At 64.6% G+C, this 16,900-nt stretch carries 16 protein-coding genes; 7 read left to right on the top strand and 9 right to left on the bottom strand.

The features are described 5' to 3' along the window. Window positions 1-285 precede the first annotated feature (285 nt). Genes CH286_RS19110 through CH286_RS19090 form a run of 5 tightly spaced genes read left to right on the top strand, consistent with a single transcriptional unit; the run spans window position 286 to window position 5,726 of the window. Window positions 286-2,004, top strand: a complete 1,719-nt coding sequence (locus tag CH286_RS19110) for a nitrite/sulfite reductase (RefSeq protein WP_037151270.1) — start codon at window positions 286-288, stop codon at window positions 2,002-2,004. Further along, window positions 2,001-2,711 (top strand): phosphoadenylyl-sulfate reductase, encoded by a 711-nt coding sequence (locus CH286_RS19105; protein ID WP_032379572.1) that lies wholly within the window; start codon window positions 2,001-2,003, stop codon window positions 2,709-2,711. The genes CH286_RS19110 and CH286_RS19105 overlap by 4 nt, the downstream gene beginning before the upstream one ends. Continuing rightward, window positions 2,708-3,652 (top strand): sulfate adenylyltransferase subunit CysD, encoded by a 945-nt coding sequence (gene cysD, locus CH286_RS19100; protein WP_032402552.1) that lies wholly within the window; start codon window positions 2,708-2,710, stop codon window positions 3,650-3,652. The genes CH286_RS19105 and cysD overlap by 4 nt, the downstream gene beginning before the upstream one ends. Further along, entirely contained in the window at window positions 3,652-4,956 is a 1,305-nt protein-coding gene (locus CH286_RS19095) for a sulfate adenylyltransferase subunit 1 (protein ID WP_094610085.1), read from the top strand. Before cysD ends, CH286_RS19095 begins: the two co-directional genes overlap by 1 nt. Continuing rightward, complete coding sequence (locus CH286_RS19090; protein ID WP_032402412.1) at window positions 4,953-5,726, top strand: sirohydrochlorin chelatase; 774 nt, start codon at window positions 4,953-4,955, stop codon at window positions 5,724-5,726. The genes CH286_RS19095 and CH286_RS19090 overlap by 4 nt, the downstream gene beginning before the upstream one ends. Here the strand turns inward: CH286_RS19090 and CH286_RS19085 are convergent. The 6 genes from CH286_RS19085 to CH286_RS19065 form a co-directional block, all read right to left on the bottom strand. Beyond that, window positions 5,654-6,703 carry a sulfate/molybdate ABC transporter ATP-binding protein gene (locus CH286_RS19085; RefSeq protein WP_094610084.1) on the bottom strand — a complete coding sequence of 350 codons (1,050 nt, stop codon included), beginning with the start codon at window positions 6,701-6,703 and terminating at the stop codon, window positions 5,654-5,656. The genes CH286_RS19090 and CH286_RS19085 overlap by 73 nt on opposite strands. After that, complete coding sequence (gene cysW / locus CH286_RS19080; protein WP_032379180.1) at window positions 6,703-7,503, bottom strand: sulfate ABC transporter permease subunit CysW; 801 nt, start codon at window positions 7,501-7,503, stop codon at window positions 6,703-6,705. The genes CH286_RS19085 and cysW overlap by 1 nt, the downstream gene beginning before the upstream one ends. Continuing rightward, window positions 7,500-8,393 carry a sulfate ABC transporter permease subunit CysT gene (cysT, locus tag CH286_RS19075; protein ID WP_176458295.1) on the bottom strand — a complete coding sequence of 298 codons (894 nt, stop codon included), beginning with the start codon at window positions 8,391-8,393 and terminating at the stop codon, window positions 7,500-7,502. Before cysT ends, cysW begins: the two co-directional genes overlap by 4 nt. Before the next feature lie 6 nt (window positions 8,394-8,399). Then, on the bottom strand, window positions 8,400-9,422 hold the full coding sequence (locus CH286_RS19070) for a sulfate ABC transporter substrate-binding protein (RefSeq protein WP_032379181.1): 1,023 nt from the start codon (window positions 9,420-9,422) through the stop codon (window positions 8,400-8,402). A 202-nt stretch (window positions 9,423-9,624) separates the two neighbouring features. After that, on the bottom strand, window positions 9,625-9,714 hold the full coding sequence (locus CH286_RS28445; RefSeq protein WP_310180897.1) for an Ms4533A family Cys-rich leader peptide: 90 nt from the start codon (window positions 9,712-9,714) through the stop codon (window positions 9,625-9,627). Between the two features lie 176 nt (window positions 9,715-9,890). Continuing rightward, window positions 9,891-10,124: a hypothetical protein gene (locus CH286_RS19065; RefSeq protein WP_032402409.1), complete on the bottom strand. Its 234-nt coding sequence runs from the start codon at window positions 10,122-10,124 to the stop codon at window positions 9,891-9,893. Window positions 10,125-10,217: 93 nt separating this feature from the next. Between CH286_RS19065 and CH286_RS19060 the strand changes: the two genes are divergently transcribed. Next, window positions 10,218-12,263, top strand: a complete 2,046-nt coding sequence (locus CH286_RS19060) for a glycoside hydrolase family 15 protein (protein WP_032402408.1) — start codon at window positions 10,218-10,220, stop codon at window positions 12,261-12,263. 31 nt (window positions 12,264-12,294) lie between these two features. Here CH286_RS19060 and CH286_RS19055 read toward each other — a convergent pair whose 3' ends face one another. Together CH286_RS19055 and lepA are read right to left on the bottom strand one after the other, a co-directional pair. After that, entirely contained in the window at window positions 12,295-13,302 is a 1,008-nt protein-coding gene (locus CH286_RS19055) for a nitronate monooxygenase (protein WP_032402407.1), read from the bottom strand. 144 nt (window positions 13,303-13,446) lie between these two features. After that, on the bottom strand, window positions 13,447-15,294 hold the full coding sequence (gene lepA / locus CH286_RS19050) for a translation elongation factor 4 (protein ID WP_371829190.1): 1,848 nt from the start codon (window positions 15,292-15,294) through the stop codon (window positions 13,447-13,449). A gap of 150 nt (window positions 15,295-15,444) precedes the next feature. Between lepA and CH286_RS19045 the strand changes: the two genes are divergently transcribed. After that, on the top strand, window positions 15,445-16,014 hold the full coding sequence (locus CH286_RS19045; protein ID WP_032379186.1) for a type II toxin-antitoxin system PemK/MazF family toxin: 570 nt from the start codon (window positions 15,445-15,447) through the stop codon (window positions 16,012-16,014). Window positions 16,015-16,062: 48 nt separating this feature from the next. On the opposite strand, the gene CH286_RS19040 is transcribed toward CH286_RS19045, so the two are convergent. Then, complete coding sequence (locus CH286_RS19040) at window positions 16,063-16,893, bottom strand: transglutaminase family protein (protein WP_032402405.1); 831 nt, start codon at window positions 16,891-16,893, stop codon at window positions 16,063-16,065. Between the last annotated feature and the right edge of the window lie 7 nt (window positions 16,894-16,900).

Here is a 16,900-nt window from a genome sequence, read left to right as displayed (position 1 = left end):
CCCGAAATCGGGGTAAATAGCCGCCGCAGTCTTCCGTCGCCCCGATGACGTGGCACAATGGCACCCGTGACCGACTCAGGAATTCGACTCGTGGCGCGCCGCCATGTCGATCTCGGCCGTGTCTGCAGCGCGTCGTGTCGACACACGACCGGCTGCTGACCCAGCCTCCTTCGAGCACGTCCATTCGATCCACCGGCTTCCCACTCGTGTCGCGAGCGCCTCGCGCGACGACCCGAAGACTGCCAGCACGGAAGCCGGCCAGCACAGAAGATGCAGGAGCAATGCATGTCGTCGACCAGCGACGCGACCACCGACGCTGCCTCCGCCACACCACGGGAGCGCACGCCGCGGCCGACCAAGCGTCGAGCCGAGGGCCAGTGGGCACTGGGTTACCGGGAGCCACTGAACGCCAACGAGCAGTCCAAGAAGGACGACAACCCGCTCAACGTGCGGGCCCGCATCGAGAACATCTACTCCAAGCAGGGCTTCGACAGCATCGACAAGGGCGACCTTCGCGGCCGCTTCCGCTGGTGGGGCCTCTACACCCAGCGTGAACAGGGGTACGACGGCACCTTCACCGGTGACGACAACATCGACCTGCTCGAGGCCAAGTACTTCATGATGCGCATCCGCTGCGACGCGGGCGCACTGAACCTGGAGCAACTGCGTGTGCTCGCGGGAATCTCTCAGGAGTTCGGTCGCGACACCGCCGACCTGTCCGATCGAGAGAACGTGCAGTTCCACTGGATCGAGGTCGAGAACGTCCCCGAGATCTGGCGTCGGATCGAAGCCGTCGGCCTGAAGACCACCGAGGCGTGCGGCGACTGCCCGCGCGTGGTGCTCGGTTCCCCGCTCGCGGGCGAGGCCGTCGACGAGATCCTCGACCCCACCTCCGCCATCGACGAGATCGTCGAGCGCTACATCGGCAAGCCGGAGTACTCCAACCTGCCGCGCAAGTTCAAGACGGCGATCTCGGGCCTGCAGGACGTGGTGCACGAGATCAACGACTGCGCATTCGTCGGCGTCGTACATCCCGAACACGGACCAGGCCTCGACCTGTGGGTCGGCGGTGGACTGTCCACCAACCCCATGCTCGCGCAGCGAGTCGGCGTCTGGGTTCCGCTCGCGGACGTTCCCGACGTCTGGGAAGGCGTCGTCTCGATCTTCCGTGACTACGGCTACCGCCGGCTTCGCACCAAGGCGCGCCTGAAGTTCCTCATCAAGGACTGGGGCATCGAGAAGTTCCGCCAGGTCCTCGAGGACGAGTACCTGCACCGCAAGCTCATCGACGGCCCGGCGCCCGAGAAGCCCGCTCGGCCCCGTGATCACGTCGGGATCCAGAAGCTCAAGAACGGGCTCAACGCCGTCGGTGTTGCACCCATCGCCGGCCGCGTGTCCGGCACTATCCTCGCCGCCGTCGCCGACGCTGCGGAGAAGGCAGGGTCGGATCGCGTCCGGTTCACGCCGTACCAGAAGCTGATCGTCCTCGATGTTCCGGACGAGACGCTCGAGCAGCTCATCTCCGACCTCGATGCGCTGGGCCTGCCTGCCCGGCCCTCGCACTGGCGCAAGAACCTGATGGCGTGCAGCGGCATCGAATTCTGCAAGCTCTCGTTCGCCGAAACCCGCAAGCGCTCACAGGTTCTCGTCCCCGAGCTCGAAGAGCGCTTGTCCGACATCAACAGTCGACTCGACGTTCCGATCACGATCAACATCAACGGCTGCCCCAACTCGTGCGCGCGGTCGCAGATCGCAGATATCGGCTTCAAGGGTCAGTTGGTCGACGACGGGGCCGGGAATCAGATCGAGGGTTTCCAGGTTCATCTCGGAGGCAGCCTCGGTCTGGACAGTGCGTTCGGCCGGAAGTTGCGCCAGCACAAGGTCAACAGCTCCGAGCTGGGAGATTACATCGACAGAGTGGTGCGCAATTTCGACAAGCACCGCGAGGACGGCGAACGGTTCGCTCAGTGGGCCGTGCGAGCAGACGAGGCGGATTTGCGATGAGTACCAGGCTGAATTTGACGGTAGAGGAATTGAAGGACATCGCCGAGCGCGGTGCCCGCGAACTCGACGGTGCCAGCCCACTGGAGCTGCTGCAGTGGACCGAGGACAACTTCGGTAACGACTTCATCGTCGCCTCCAACATGCAGGACGGGGTTCTCGTTCACCTCGCTGCACAGGTTCACCCGGGTGTGGACGTGCTGTTCCTCGACACCGGCTACCACTTCGCCGAGACCATCGGAACGCGCGACGCCGTCGAGGCAGTCTACGGTGTTCACGTGGTCAACGCCCGCGCCGAGAAGACTGTCGCAGAACAGGATTCGATCGAGGGCAAGGACCTGTTCGCCCGCGAGCCCAATCGCTGCTGCGCGATGCGCAAGGTCGCGCCCTTGAAGAAGGAGCTGGCGAACTACAGCGCGTGGGTCACCGGCATCCGTCGGGTCGAGGCCCCCACCCGGGCCAACGCCCCGCTCATCTCTTTCGACGACGCCTTCGGCCTGGTGAAGATCAACCCGATCGCACCGTGGTCGGACGAGCAGATGCAGGCCTACATCGACGAACATTCGATTCTGGTCAATCCCCTCGTCGACGAGGGATATCCGTCCATCGGGTGCGCACCGTGCACCGTCAAACCAGCCCCCGGCGCCGACCCACGTAGCGGTCGATGGGCCGGCAAGGCCAAGACCGAATGTGGGTTGCACGCCTCATGACACTCGATCTCACCTCGGCCACCGTCGGTCGAACACATCTCGATGCAGATCGGTTCGACACCCTCGACGCACTCGAATCCGAAGCCATCCACATCTTCCGTGAGGTGGCGGGCGAGTTCGAGCGCCCCGTCATTCTGTTCTCCGGCGGCAAGGACTCGACCGTACTGCTGCACCTGGCGATCAAGGCGTTCTGGCCCGCTCCCCTCCCGTTCGCGCTGTTGCACGTCGACACCGGTCACAACCTGCAGGAGGTGCTGGACTTCCGCGATCACGTGGTCGCGAAGTACAACCTGCGCCTGCACGTGGCCAGCGTCGAGGAGTACCTCGCCGACGGCCGCCTCACCGAGCGTCCCGACGGCATCCGCAACCCGCTGCAGACCGTGCCTCTTCTCGACGCGATCTCCGAGAACAGATTCGACGCAGTCTTCGGCGGTGCGCGACGCGACGAGGAACGAGCCCGCGCCAAGGAGCGAATCTTCTCTCTGCGCAACGCATTCGGTCAGTGGGAGCCGAAGAAGCAGCGCCCCGAACTGTGGAATCTGTACAACGGCAGGCATTCCCCCGGCGAGCAGGTGCGCGTGTTCCCGCTCAGCAACTTCACCGAGCTCGACATCTGGCGCTACATCGCGCGAGACGACGTGGAACTGGCGAGCATCTACTACGCACACCAGCGCCCCGTTTACCAGCGCGACGGCATGTGGATGACCCCGGGTGTGTGGGGCGGACCGGCCGAGAACGAGGAGCTGCAGACGCTCTCGGTGCGCTACCGCACCGTCGGCGACGGATCCACTACCGGTGCCGTGTTGTCCGAAGCCTCCGACAACCAGGCTATCCTCGCCGAGGTCGCCGCGTCCAGGCTGACCGAACGCGGAGCCACTCGCGGCGACGACCGCGTGTCCGAGGCTGCCATGGAAGATCGCAAACGAGAAGGATACTTCTGATGAGCAGCACAGGAACGCAGCTTCTTCGCCTCGCCACCGCAGGTAGCGTCGACGACGGTAAGTCCACCCTCGTCGGACGGCTGTTGTACGACACGAAATCCGTTCTGGCCGACCAGATCGATGCCGTCACGCGGGCTTCGGTGGACAAGGGACTGGCGACACCGGACCTGTCCCTACTGGTCGACGGCCTACGCGCCGAGCGTGAACAGGGCATCACCATCGACGTCGCCTACCGCTACTTCGCGACGCCGCACCGCTCGTTCGTACTGGCCGATACTCCCGGCCACGTGCAGTACACCCGCAACACCGTCTCCGGTGCGTCGACGGCGCAGCTCGTCATCCTGCTCGTCGATGCCCGCAAAGGCGTGATCACCCAGACCCGCAGGCATGCGGCGGTTCTGGCCCTCCTGGGCGTTCCGCGGCTGGTGCTCGCCGTCAACAAGATCGATCTGGTCGAGGACCCCGCGACCGTCTTCGCCGACATTTCAGCCGAGTTCAATTCGCTGACCTCCTCGCTCGGCTGGTCCACCGAGGACGTCATCGAAATTCCGGTGTCCGCGCTGCACGGCGACAACGTCGCGGTGAAGTCCGACAAGACCCCGTACTACGACGGACCCACCCTCATCGAGCACCTCGAGTCGGTACCGGTCGACGCCGAACCGCACCGCGTCGGTCTGCGTTTCCCCGTGCAGTACGTGATCCGTCCTCGCACAGCCGACTTCCCCGACTACCGCGGGTACGCCGGGCAGGTGGCGGCCGGCACTGTGGACGTCGGCGACGAGGTCGTCATTCTGCCCTCCGGTACCAGAACCACGGTCGAGCGCATCGATACTGCGGACGGCGAATTGCGCACAGCTCACGCTGGACGCAGTGTCACACTCGTCCTCGCCGACGACGTCGACGTCTCGCGCGGCGACACCATCGCCTCCCCGCAGGACGCACCCGAGCCGATCGGCGATTTCGAGGCCACCGTGTGCTGGCTCGCGGAGAAGTCGCTTCGCCCAGGCGCTCGCCTGTTGCTCAAGCACGGAACCCGCACCACCCAGGCCATCGTCGGGACTCTGATCGAGCGGTTCGACGAACAGCAGCTCACCGCACAGGAAAGCCCGGAATCGTTGGAGCTCAACGAGATCGGCCGCATCTCGGTGCGGGTCGCCGAACCGATCGTGGCAGACGACTACGCCGTCAACCGGCACACGGGCAGCTTCTTGCTGATCGATCCTGCGGGCGGCAACACCCTGGCCGCCGGGCTCGTCGGCAATGCTCTGGCTGCAGTCGAGCTGGGGTCGGCAGTTCCGGCGTGACCGCACTGATCGCGGTTGCCCACGGCAGTCGTGACCCGCGCTCCGGCGCGGCGATCCACCGCGCCGTCGACGTCCTCCGTCGGCGGCGACCGGATCTGGACGTACGCGTCGCGTTCTTGGACCTCACCGAGCCCGGCGTCGGGCACGTCGTGGACGCCGTGGTCGACGCTGGACACACCCGCATCGTCAGTGTCCCGTTGTTGCTGGGCAAGGCCTTTCACGCCAAGGTCGACCTGCCGGAGCTGCTGGCCGACGCACGCACCCGGCATCGGCACGTGTCGATCGTGCAGGCCGACGTGCTGGGCGACGACCGCCTCCTGATCGAGGCAGTGCGTGATCGCATCCTCGATACCGGTGTCGCACTGGACGATCCGACTGTGGGCATCGCATTGACTGCGGTCGGATCCTCGGTGTCACCGGCGAATCAGCGCACCCGAGTGGTCGCCCAGAAATTGCTCGCCGGGACTGGCTGGGCCGGTGCCGTGACCTGTTTTGCCACGTCCGTCGAGCCGTCCCCCGAGGACGCCGTCGCGCACTTGCGCACGATGGGTGCCACTCGAATCGTCGTGGCACCGTGGTTCCTGGCTCCGGGACTGCTCACCGATCGGATCGAAGCATCACTGTCGGACCGACCGGATGTGGTGCACGCCGACGTGATCGGAGCTCACCCAGCTCTGGCCGAACTGGTATCGCGGCGCTACGACTCGGCAGTTGCCCGCGCCGCGTCGGTGGCGTCGGCGATCGTCGGCACCCGAGTCGCTCGCACGTAGACGGTCTCGCCCTCACGAAGACCGAGGGCCTCACTGTCACCGCGCGTGATCTGCGCGGCGAACAGTTCACCCGTGGCCGCGTTCTCGAGCTCGACCTTCACCTCGAAACCGAGATGCACCACGCGCTTGACGACGGCACGCGTCACACCGGCCGATTCTGCGGTACCACTGGCCTGGGCCTGCGCCAACGAAGGATCACGCCCGACGCGAATATCGTGCGGCCGCACGAGAAGTCCGTTCAGCTTCGCGACCTGGCCCAGGAACGACATCACGAAGTTGTTGGCCGGACGGTCGTACAGATCCTCCGGGGTGCCGACCTGCTCTATCCGGCCCTTGTTGAGCACCGCGATCCGATCCGCGACGTCGAGGGCCTCCTCCTGGTCGTGAGTCACCAGAACAGTGGTGACGTGCACCTCGTCGTGCAGGCGGCGCAGCCACGTCCGTAGATCGGCGCGGACCTTGGCGTCGAGCGCGCCGAAGGGCTCGTCGAGCAGGAGTACCTGTGGGTCGACCGCGAGCGCGCGAGCCAGCGCCATGCGCTGACGCTGTCCACCGGAGAGCTGCGCCGGGTAGCGAGTCTGGAAGCCGGCCAGCCCGACGATCTCGAGCAGCTCGTCGACCTTCTTGGCGATCTCGGCCTTGGGCCGTTTCCGGATCTGCAGACCGAACGCGACGTTGTCGCGCACCGTGAGGTGTTTGAACGCCGCGTAGTGCTGAAAGACGAAGCCGATCTCGCGTCGCTGCGGGCTGACCCACGTCACGTCCTGGCCTGCGAGCACCACCCGACCGGAGTCGAGTTGTTCGAGGCCGGCGATCGAGCGCAGCAGAGTGGACTTGCCCGAGCCGCTGGGGCCGAGCAGCGCCGTCAACGATCCCTTGGGGATGTCGATGCTGACATTGTCGAGAGCAGCGAAATCGCCGTAGTGCTTGTTGGCACCGACAACGGAGATCTCGATCTCGGAGGATTTCTCGGTCATTACTTCGTCCTCTTCTTGTCGAGAACCGTCATCAGCAACAGCACGATGACGGCGATCGCCATCAGCAGTGTGGACGCGGCGTATGCGCCCTGTTGATTGAAGTCCTCGTAGCGTGAATTGACCAGCAACGTCAGTGTTTGCGAAATGCCGGGGAGGTTGGTCGAGACCATGATGACGGCACCGAACTCGCCGAGCGAACGAGCGACTGTGAGTACGACACCGTAGGTCAGGCCCCATCGGATCGCCGGAAGGGTGATGCGCCAGAACGTCTGCCAGGAGCTTGCGCCCAAGGTCGATGCTGCTTCTTCCTGCTCTTCGCCGATCTCGTACAGAACCGGTTCGACTTCGCGCACGACGAACGGCAGCGTCACGAAGATGGTCGCTATCACCATGCCGGGAAGTGCGAAAATCACCTTGAAGCCGAGACTCTCCACTCCTCCGAACCACCCGTTGGCACCCCACAGCAGAATCAGCGCGACACCGGTGATGATCGGCGACACCGCGAAAGGCAGATCGACGATCGCCTCGAGTACGCCTTTACCGCGGAACCGCCCTCGTACCAACGCCAGCGCGGTGACCACACCGAAGACGACGTTGATCGGTACCACGATGGCAACGATCAGCAGTGACAGTTGCAAGGCCGATTGTGCCGCAGGAGTGGTGATCTGCTCGAAGAACGACACGACGCCGTCCTCGAAAGTTCGATACAGGATCGCGGCGAGCGGAAAGAGCACGAGTACGGCGAGATAGATCAACGCAATCGTGCGCAGGGACAGTTTGACCGGGAGGCTGATCTTCACGAGAGCTGCTCCTCACGTCTGGCCAGCCGGTTTCCGATGATGCGAAGCAAGAACAGCACTGCAAACGCAATAGCCAACAGCACTACCGAGATAGCTGCAGCGTCGATCGGGCGGTCGTACTCGATCAGCTCGCGAATGTACTGCGACGCCACCTGAGTGTCGTTGGGGATGTTGCCGCCGATGAGCACCACCGAGCCGAACTCCCCGATCGCGCGGGCGAACGCGAGGCCCCCGCCCGACAGCACTGCCGGCAACAACACCGGCAGAACGATGCGTCGGAAGATGGTCCAGTTGTTGGCTCCGAGCGACGCGGCCGCCTCCTCGACGTCTTTGTCCAACTCGATCAGCACCGGTTGCACCGCACGCACCACGAACGGCAACGTGACGAACAGCAGAGCGACAATGACCGCGGGCTTGGTTGCGTTGAATACCAGCCCGATCGGACTCGCCGGTCCGTAAAGAGACAGCAACACCAAACTGGCGACGATGGTCGGCAATGCGAACGGCAGATCGATCAAGGCGTTGACGAATCGTTTACCCGGAAACTCGTCCCGCACGAGGACCCACGCGATGAGGGTGCCCAGGAACAGATTGATCACTGCGGCCGCGACGGACACCAAGAGGGTGACCTTGAATGTGGCCAGGGCACGCGGCACGGTTATCGCATCCCAGAAGCCGGCCAGACCGTCGTCGAACGACTGAACCGTCAACGCGGCCAACGGAAGCAGCACGATGACGCTGAGCCACAACACGGCGACCCCGAGACCGAGCGGCCCCACCGACCCAGGGCCCCTGAACTTTCGGCCTTCCCGCCCGGCACGAAACCGAGGTCTCGTACCGGGCGGGACCGGCGAACCCGCAGTTGCGGTTTCGGTGGTCGAAGATGGCATCGATCTCTACCGAGTACTTTCCTGATAGATCGTCGTGATTGCGCCGTTGTCGCCGAACAGGTCGGCGTCGACCTGCGTCCAGCCACCGAGATCGTCGATGGTGTAGAGCTTTTCGGGGGTGAAGAACTTGTCGGAGTACTCCGAGGCGATGTCCGGGTTGGTCGGCCGGAAGCCTGCCTCGGCCCAGATCTTCTGCCCCTCGTCGGTGTAGATGAAATCGTTCAGAGCATTGGCTCGATCGAGGTTGGCACTGCTGTTGATCACTGCCACGGGATTGTCGATGCGGAACGTGACGGGAACGTCGACGTGCTCCACCTTCTGTCCTTGTTCCTCGATCAGCAGCGCCTCGTTCTCGTAGCTCAGCAGTGCGTCACCCTGGCCCTGCAGAAAGGCTTCGGTTGCCGCGCGGCCGGATTCGGGCTGAACCGGGAAATGGTCGGAGACGAGGGTACGGACGAAATCGAGACCGGCCTGCTTGTCCTGGCCGCCGTTGCTCTTCGCCGCGTACGGAGCAAGGAGATTCCACTTGGCCGAGCCGGAGCTGAGCGGACTGGGACTGATGACCTGTACGTCGGGCTTGATCAGGTCGTCCCAGGTACGAATGTTCTTCGGGTTGCCCTCGCGCACGACGATGGTCACCACGGAGCCGAACGGCACTCCGCCGTAGGCGTTCTGGTTCCAGTCCTCATCGACCTTGCCGGCCTTGACGAGTCGTGTGACATCGGGTTCGACCGAGAAGTTGACGATGTCGGCGGGTGCACCGTCGGCCACCTTGCGAGACTGGTTGCCCGATGCGCCGTAGTCGGCGTTGATGGCGGTTCCTTCGCCGTCCTCGGTGGCTGCGAAAGCGGGACCGATTGCGTCCCAACCGTTCTTGGGGACGGCGTATCCCACGAGAGTCAAGGCAGGACCGCTGGCGGTGTCCGATCCGCCACCGACAGCATCGCTCGAGCCGCCACCGCAGGCAGTCAGTAGCAGAGTTCCCACAGCCGCGAACGTGGTCAGAAGGTAACGAGAACTATGCCTCATTGTGGAGTGGCCTTTCGTGATGTGACGAAGAAGAGACTGGGAAGAACGGACAGGAGGACTGTCGAACCGAGACGAGACGAAACCCGCAACGAAGATTCCAGAAATCCTCCCAGCCCAGGGCCGAGGAGAGCTGGGCCCCGAGCAGGCGCACAGCACGGCAACACCTAGGCGACCCGAGGAATCGATTCGACTGAGGAAAGAATCAACAACAGTCGATATCGGCGACTGCCAACATGCCGACAGCAATCAACGCCAACTGATGGCGGACGCGGTACTCGGCGGCAGAAGACACGGTCAGAAATCTAGCAGAGGTTTCGGACGGACTCTAATTCAGCGGACGCGCCCGGCGACTCGACGGCGCAGCCGTCGGCCGAGCCGTGGCGACGAGGCCCTACCGAGTGAGCAGCCAGGCGATGACAACCAGCACCAGCAGCGCGATGAGCGCCAGCGTTACCCGAGACCGTGGCATTACTGTCCATCCTTCGTCGTGGTGGAGGCACCAGCCGTCGACTCCGCCTCGCGAGCAGCGCGGGCGTCGCGACCGAGCAGGCGTAGGACCACCGCAAGAAGGCGATCGAACACCCGTGCCAGCAGGAACGCAGTCGGCACGATGACCAGCAGCACGACGATCGCCTGCGGTACGAACGGCAGGCCCGTCACCCACAGTTCGACGCCGTCCCACCAACGCGCAACCGGTTCCACCCTCGCAGCTTAAACCAGCGCGTCCGGTGCCCACGCCACGCCGATCGACGACCAGCAGTGGACGACTGCCACCGATGAGTCGATGATTACGCCATGACGGCATTCGAAGATGTTTCGCCCGTGCCTCCGGTGGCCGACGAGCCCGCGATGGGATCTGGACACCCAGAGTTGGGCGGGATCGAAGTTCAGGGAGTATTGGGCAGTACCGACGCACCGGTGTCCACCCTGACGTCCTACCGCAGCGCCTTTCCGCCGATCGACGACTACGCATTCCTCTCGGACTGCGAGACCACCTGTCTGATCGCGCGAAACGGATCCGTCGAGTGGATGTGCGTGCCCCGGCCGGACTCCCCCAGCATTTTCGGAGCGATTCTCGATCGCAGTGCCGGCCACTTTCGCGTCGGCCCCTACGGTCAGTCGGTCCCCGCGGCGCGGCGCTATCTGCCCGGCGGTCTGATCGTCGAGACCACATGGCAGACCGAGACCGGCTGGTTGATCGTGCGCGACGCCCTCATCATGGGACCGTGGCACAACACCGATCAACGCTCTCGCACCCACAAGCGCGCACCGAGCGACTGGGATGCCGAACACATACTGCTGCGCACCATCAAATGCGTCAGCGGCACAGTCGAATTGGAGATGAGCTGCGAGCCGGCCTTCGACTACCACCGGGCACCCGCGAACTGGGAGTACACCGGCAAGGTATACGAGGAGACCACCGCAACCTGCGAGGCGAGCGCGGACGGTGACCAGCCCACGCTGAAGTTGACCACCAATCTTCGGATCGGCATCGAGGGCCGTGAGGCTCGGGCCCGAACCCGAATGACCGAGGGCGACAATGTTTTCGTCGCTCTGTCCTGGTCCGACCTTCCTGCGCCGCAAACATTCGAGGAAGCAGCGGAGAAGATGTGGCGCACCTCCGAATGTTGGCGGCAGTGGATCACGATCGGCCGGTTCCCCGACCACCCGTGGCGGGGCTACCTGCAGCGCAGCGCATTGACACTCAAGGGCCTGACCTACGCGCCCACCGGTGCCCTGTTGGCGGCATCGACCACGTCGCTCCCGGAAACACCTGGCGGAGAACGCAACTGGGACTACCGCTACACCTGGGTCCGCGATTCGACGTTCGCACTGTGGGGCCTCTACACGCTCGGACTCGACCGTGAAGCCAACGACTTCTTCGCGTTCATGTCCGATGTGGCGACGACGGCGAACGGCGAGGTCAATCCGCTGCAGGTGATGTACGGCATCGGCGGCGAGAAGACCCTCGACGAGAGCGAGCTACCGCACCTGTCCGGATACGACGGCGCGCGGCCGGTACGCATCGGCAACGGGGCCTACGACCAAGAGCAGCACGACATCTGGGGCACCATGCTCGACTCGGTATACCTGCATGTCAAGTCGCGTGAGCACGTCCCGGAATTCCTGTGGCCGCTACTCAAACGTCAGGTCGAGGAAGCGATCGCCAACTGGCGCAAACCGGACCGTGGCATCTGGGAGGTGCGCGGCGAACCGCAGCACTTCACGTCTTCGAAGCTCATGTGTTGGGTCGCGCTCGATCGCGGTGCCAAGCTCGCCGACATCCACGGCGAGCAGGACTACTCCGACCAGTGGAACGAGATCGCGGACGAGATCAAGGCCGACATTCTCGAAAACGGCACCGACTCACGCGGAGTGCTGACGCAGCGCTACGGCGACCCGTCGCTGGACGCGTCGTTGCTGCTGGCACCGCTGCTGCGATTCCTGCCGGCCGACGACGAGCGAATCCGTGCCACGGTGCTCGCCATCGCCGACGAGTTGACCGAGGACGGATTGGTTCTGCGCTACCGAACCGACACCACCGACGACGGATTGGCCGGCGAGGAAGGAACGTTCACGATCTGCTCGTTCTGGCTGGTCTCTGCCCTGGTGGAAATCGGCGAACTGCCCCGCGCGAAGCACCTCTGCGAACGGCTACTCGGCTACGCAAGCCCACTCAAGCTCTACGCCGAGGAGATCGACCACCGCACCGGCCGTCACCTCGGCAACTTCCCGCAGGCGTTCACCCACCTTGCCCTCATCAACGCAGTAGTGCACGTCATCCGGGCCGAGGAAGCCCAGGCGTCCGGACACTTCCAGCCCGCCCACGCCAACCCCTGAGCGGGAAGTTCGGTAGTCGCCGCGTGTGGTTTCAGCGGCCGAGTTGTCTCGCCCATTCGGCGATCAGCTCGGCCGCGGGCTTGGCCTGAGCGCGGCGATGGCCGGTCCCGGCCCACATCGACAGTCCCGACGGGTCGCCCGCTGCTGCGGCCTTCGCGCGCATCGGCGCGGTCAGGTAGTGCAGATCGGGATACGCCAGCGGAGCGGCGTCCGAGTTCGCGTGCATGAACTCGTTCACCAGACCCCGCGCAGGACGGCCGGAGAAGGCCCTCGTCACTTCGGTGTTCGGAGCCAGTGTCAGCTGTTCGCGGTGCACAGGTTTGGTGCCGGCCTCAGGCGTGTTCAGGAAAGCCGTCCCGAGCTGCACGGCATGAGCTGCACCCGAATCCAACAGTGGCGCAATGTCGTTGCCGTCCATCAATCCGCCGGCTGCGATACGAGGGAGCTCCGAGATCTCGCGGACCGCAACGAGCAGCTCGGCCAACGGCTCCTCCGGGGCCGACCCGTCGAACGTACCTCGATGCCCACCGGCTTCCGGTCCCTGCACGACGAGAGCGTCGACGCCGTTGGCGGTGGCCACCGACGCGTCGGACGCGGTGGCGACGGTGGCCCACACCTCGGTCCCGACGGCGTGCAGTTGGGCTACCTCGTCCGCATCGAACGTCGCGAACGTGCTCGAGACCAGCGGTACCGGGTGCTCGAGCAGCCAAGCGAACTTCTCGGCGTAGAAGTCGTCTCGTCGCAGCAGCTCCCCCGGTTCGGCATCGAACCGCTCGAACCAGGATGCCAGGTGTTCGGCATAGGACGCCACGTCGGCACCGGACGGCTCCTCCGGCAGGAAGAGGTTGACACCGAACGGCAGTCCTCGAACCGAATCGATCTGCGCTGCAAAGCTTTCAGGTGTCAGCAATGCGCCCGCGATCATGCCGAGCCCACCCGCCTCCGAGACCGCGCGAGCGAGCTCGGGAGTACTCGGGCCACCCGCCATGGGCGCACCGACGACGGGCACACGCAGCTGCTTCAGGATCGGCGTAGTCACAGGTTCGAAATGTACTCGCCCACCATTCCCGACAGGCTTCGGTGGGGACCGCGCGCCCCTGTTGACGACTGCGCGCCCCCGTTCCGATGCGAGCGGGGGCGCGCGGTCGGTGAAAAGGGTGTGAGGTTACTTCCGGCCCCTGCGCTACTTCTTGGGCTTGTCCGACGAAGATTCCGAGGACAGTGCGGCGACGAAGGCTTCCTGCGGCACCTCGACGCGACCGATCGTCTTCATGCGCTTCTTGCCCTCTTTCTGCTTCTCGAGCAGCTTGCGCTTACGGCTGATGTCGCCGCCGTAGCACTTGGCCAGCACGTCCTTTCGGATCGCACGGATGTTCTCGCGGGCGATGATCCGCGATCCGATGGCGGCCTGAATCGGCACCTCGAACTGCTGACGCGGAATCAGTTCCTTGAGCTTGGTCGTCATCTTGTTGCCGTAGGCCGCGGCATTGTCCTTGTGCACGATCGCCGAGAACGCGTCCACGGCCTCACCCTGCAGCAGGATGTCGACCTTGACCAGCGCACCGGCCTGCTCGCCGATCTCCTCGTAATCGAGGCTGGCGTATCCGCGGGTACGGGACTTGAGGATGTCGAAGAAGTCGAAGATGATTTCGGCCATGGGAATCGTGTAGCGCAGCTCGACTCGGGTCTCGGACAGGTAGTCCATGCCGCCGAGTTCTCCGCGTCGTCCCTGGCACAGTTCCATGATGGAACCGATGAACTCGCTGGGCGAGATGATGGTGCACTTGACCATCGGCTCGAACACCTCTCGCGCCTTGCCCTCGGGCCAGTACGACGGGTTGGTGACGATGTGCTCGGCACCGTCTTCCATTTCGACGCGGTAGACCACGTTCGGCGAGGTCGAGATCAGGTCCAGGTTGAACTCACGCTCGAGTCGCTCGCGGGTGATCTCCATGTGCAGCAGCCCGAGGAAGCCGCAGCGGAATCCGAAGCCGAGAGCAACGGAGGTCTCAGGCTCGTAGGTCAGGGCCGCGTCGTTGAGTTGCAGCTTCTCGAGAGCATCACGCAGGTCCGGGTAGTCCGAGCCGTCGAGCGGGTAGAGGCCGGAGTACACCATCGGCCGAGGCTCGCGGTAGCCGGTCAGCGGCTCGGTTGCGCCCTTGCGGAAGGTCGTCACGGTATCGCCGACCTTGGACTGACGGACGTCCTTGACTCCGGTGATGAGGTAACCGACCTCGCCGACTCCCAAGCCCTTGGTGGCCTTGGGATCGGGCGAGACGATGCCGACCTCGAGCAACTCGTGCGTCGAGCCGGTCGACATCATCGTGACCTTCTCGCGCGGGTTGAGCGCGCCGTCGACCACTCGCACGTAGGTGACGACGCCGCGGTAAGTGTCGTAGACCGAGTCGAAGATCATCGCGCGGGCCGGGCCGTCCGGGTTGCCGACCGGAGCCGGGACCAGTTTGACGACCTCGTTGAGCAGTTCCTCCACGCCCACACCGGTCTTACCCGATACGCGCAGTACGTCGTCGGCCTCGCACCCGATGATGTGCGCGATCTCGGCGGCGTAGCGATCCGGGTCGGCAGCGGGAAGGTCGATCTTGTTGAGCACCGGAATGATCGTGAGCTCTTTGTCGAGAGCCAGATACAGGTTGGCCAGCGTCTGCGCCTCGATGCCCTGCGCGGCGTCGACGAGCAACACTGCTCCTTCGCAGGCCTCGAGGGCGCGGGAGACCTCGTAGGTGAAGTCGACGTGACCGGGAGTGTCGATGAGGTGCAGGACGAATTCTTCACCGTCGACGACCCACGGCAGCCGTACGTTCTGCGCCTTGATGGTGATTCCGCGCTCACGCTCGATATCCATCCGGTCCAGGTACTGCGCGCGCATCGACCGGTCGTCGACGACGCCCGTGAGCTGCAACATCCGGTCCGCCAACGTCGACTTACCGTGGTCGATGTGGGCAATGATGCAGAAGTTCCTGATCCTGGACGGATCGGTGAACGTCGTGTCGGCGAAGCTGGGCACTCGTATCCTTCGGCTGGCGTGTTCGAAATGAGCGAACGGGTGTGTCCATCGTCCCACGCCGAGAACGATGCGCCGTCCCCGGCTGTCCGACTCCGGCTTCTACGTCGCCTCGGTCTGGGCTGTGAGCAGCAACGTCAGGGTGGCTACACTCGCCGCATGGCTGGCAATTGGAGCAGATTCGGCAAAGAACTGGGCAAGATCGCGATGCGTGAAGGCCCTCGGCTGCTGCGTCAACTGCAGAAGTCCGGTGCCCTGCAGAAGGGCAAGGACGCGATCAGTGGAACTACAGGCAACACGTCCGCTCCGGCTCCGCGTCCCGGCCGCCCGGTGGCGTCACAGACGAGGCCGACGGCCCAGCGCGCCCGCACCATCGAGTACTCCCCCGATCTCGACGGCAAGGCCGATCCGGGCGAAATCGTCTGGACCTGGGTGACCTACGAAGAAGACGCCAGTCAGGGCAAGGACCGCCCGGTGTTGGTCATCGGGCGCGAGGGCAACGACCTACTCGGTCTGATGCTGTCGAGCCAGAGCAGCCGCGACGGCGACCGCGACTGGCAGTCGATCGGCTCCGGTTCCTGGGACGCCGAGGGCCGACCGAGCTGGATTCGTCTGGATCGCGTTCTCGACGTGCCCGAGGACGGCATCCGCCGCGAGGGCGCGATTCTGAGCAAGCCCCAATTCGACTCCGTCGCAGCTCGATTGCGTCGAGACTTCGGCTGGAACTGAACCACGTGCGCGTTGTGCGACCCACGGATACGCACAACGCGCGCGAGGCTAGGCCAGTCGCGTGATTTCCACGACGACGTCGAGAGCCGTCGAGCCGCCGCCGGAGAAGATGCCCTTGAGCGGGGGCACGTCGGCGTAGTCGCGGCCCAGTCCCACCGAGACGTGCTGCTCGTTGACGGCGATGGCGTTGGTGGGGTCGTAACCCCACCAGGCACCGGTCCAGGCCTCGATCCAGGCGTGGCTCTGGCCCTCGACGGTCGCGCCGATCGCCGCCTGCTTCTTCGGGTGCAGGTATCCCGAGACGTACCGGCTGGGGATACCGATGCTGCGCAGCATCAACAGAGTCAGGTGGGCGTAGTCCTGGCAGACGCCCTTCTTCTCCGACCACGCCTCGACGGCCGAGGTGTGCACCCCGGTGGTCCCCGGGACGTACGACATCTCCTGGTTGACCCAGTTCGAGATCTCGACCACCGATTCCTGCGGCGGCAATCCCTTCGAGAGCTTCTTCGCCACCGACGCGAGCTGGCGGTTCTTCGGCACGTAGACCGTGTTGTCGAGCACCTCGTTGAAGCGGTCGGTCACCGGCTCGCTGGCCAATTCCTCCCAGGACGCGTTCTCGTCCGGATAGACGAAGGGATCGGTCTCGACCACCGAGGATCCGGTGACCTCGAGCTCGGTGTGCGGTGCGTGCAGATCGAACGCCGTCACCGCCGTACCCCAGTAGTCGGTGTAGCGGTAGGACCGCGTCACCGGGTTCGTCTCGACTCGGTTCAGAATCACGTTCTGCCGGTTGTCACTTCGCGGCGTCAGCCGAGCTTCGTTGTAGGACGAGGTCACCGGTGCGTCGTACTGATAGCCCGTGGTGTGTACGACACGCATACGCCAG

This window comes from Rhodococcus sp. WWJCD1, assembly GCF_002258735.1.
Taxonomy (GTDB): Bacteria; Actinomycetota; Actinomycetes; order Mycobacteriales; family Mycobacteriaceae; genus Rhodococcoides.
Note: the sequence above shows the minus strand (reverse complement) of the source record. Positions and strands in the feature narration are given on the sequence as shown.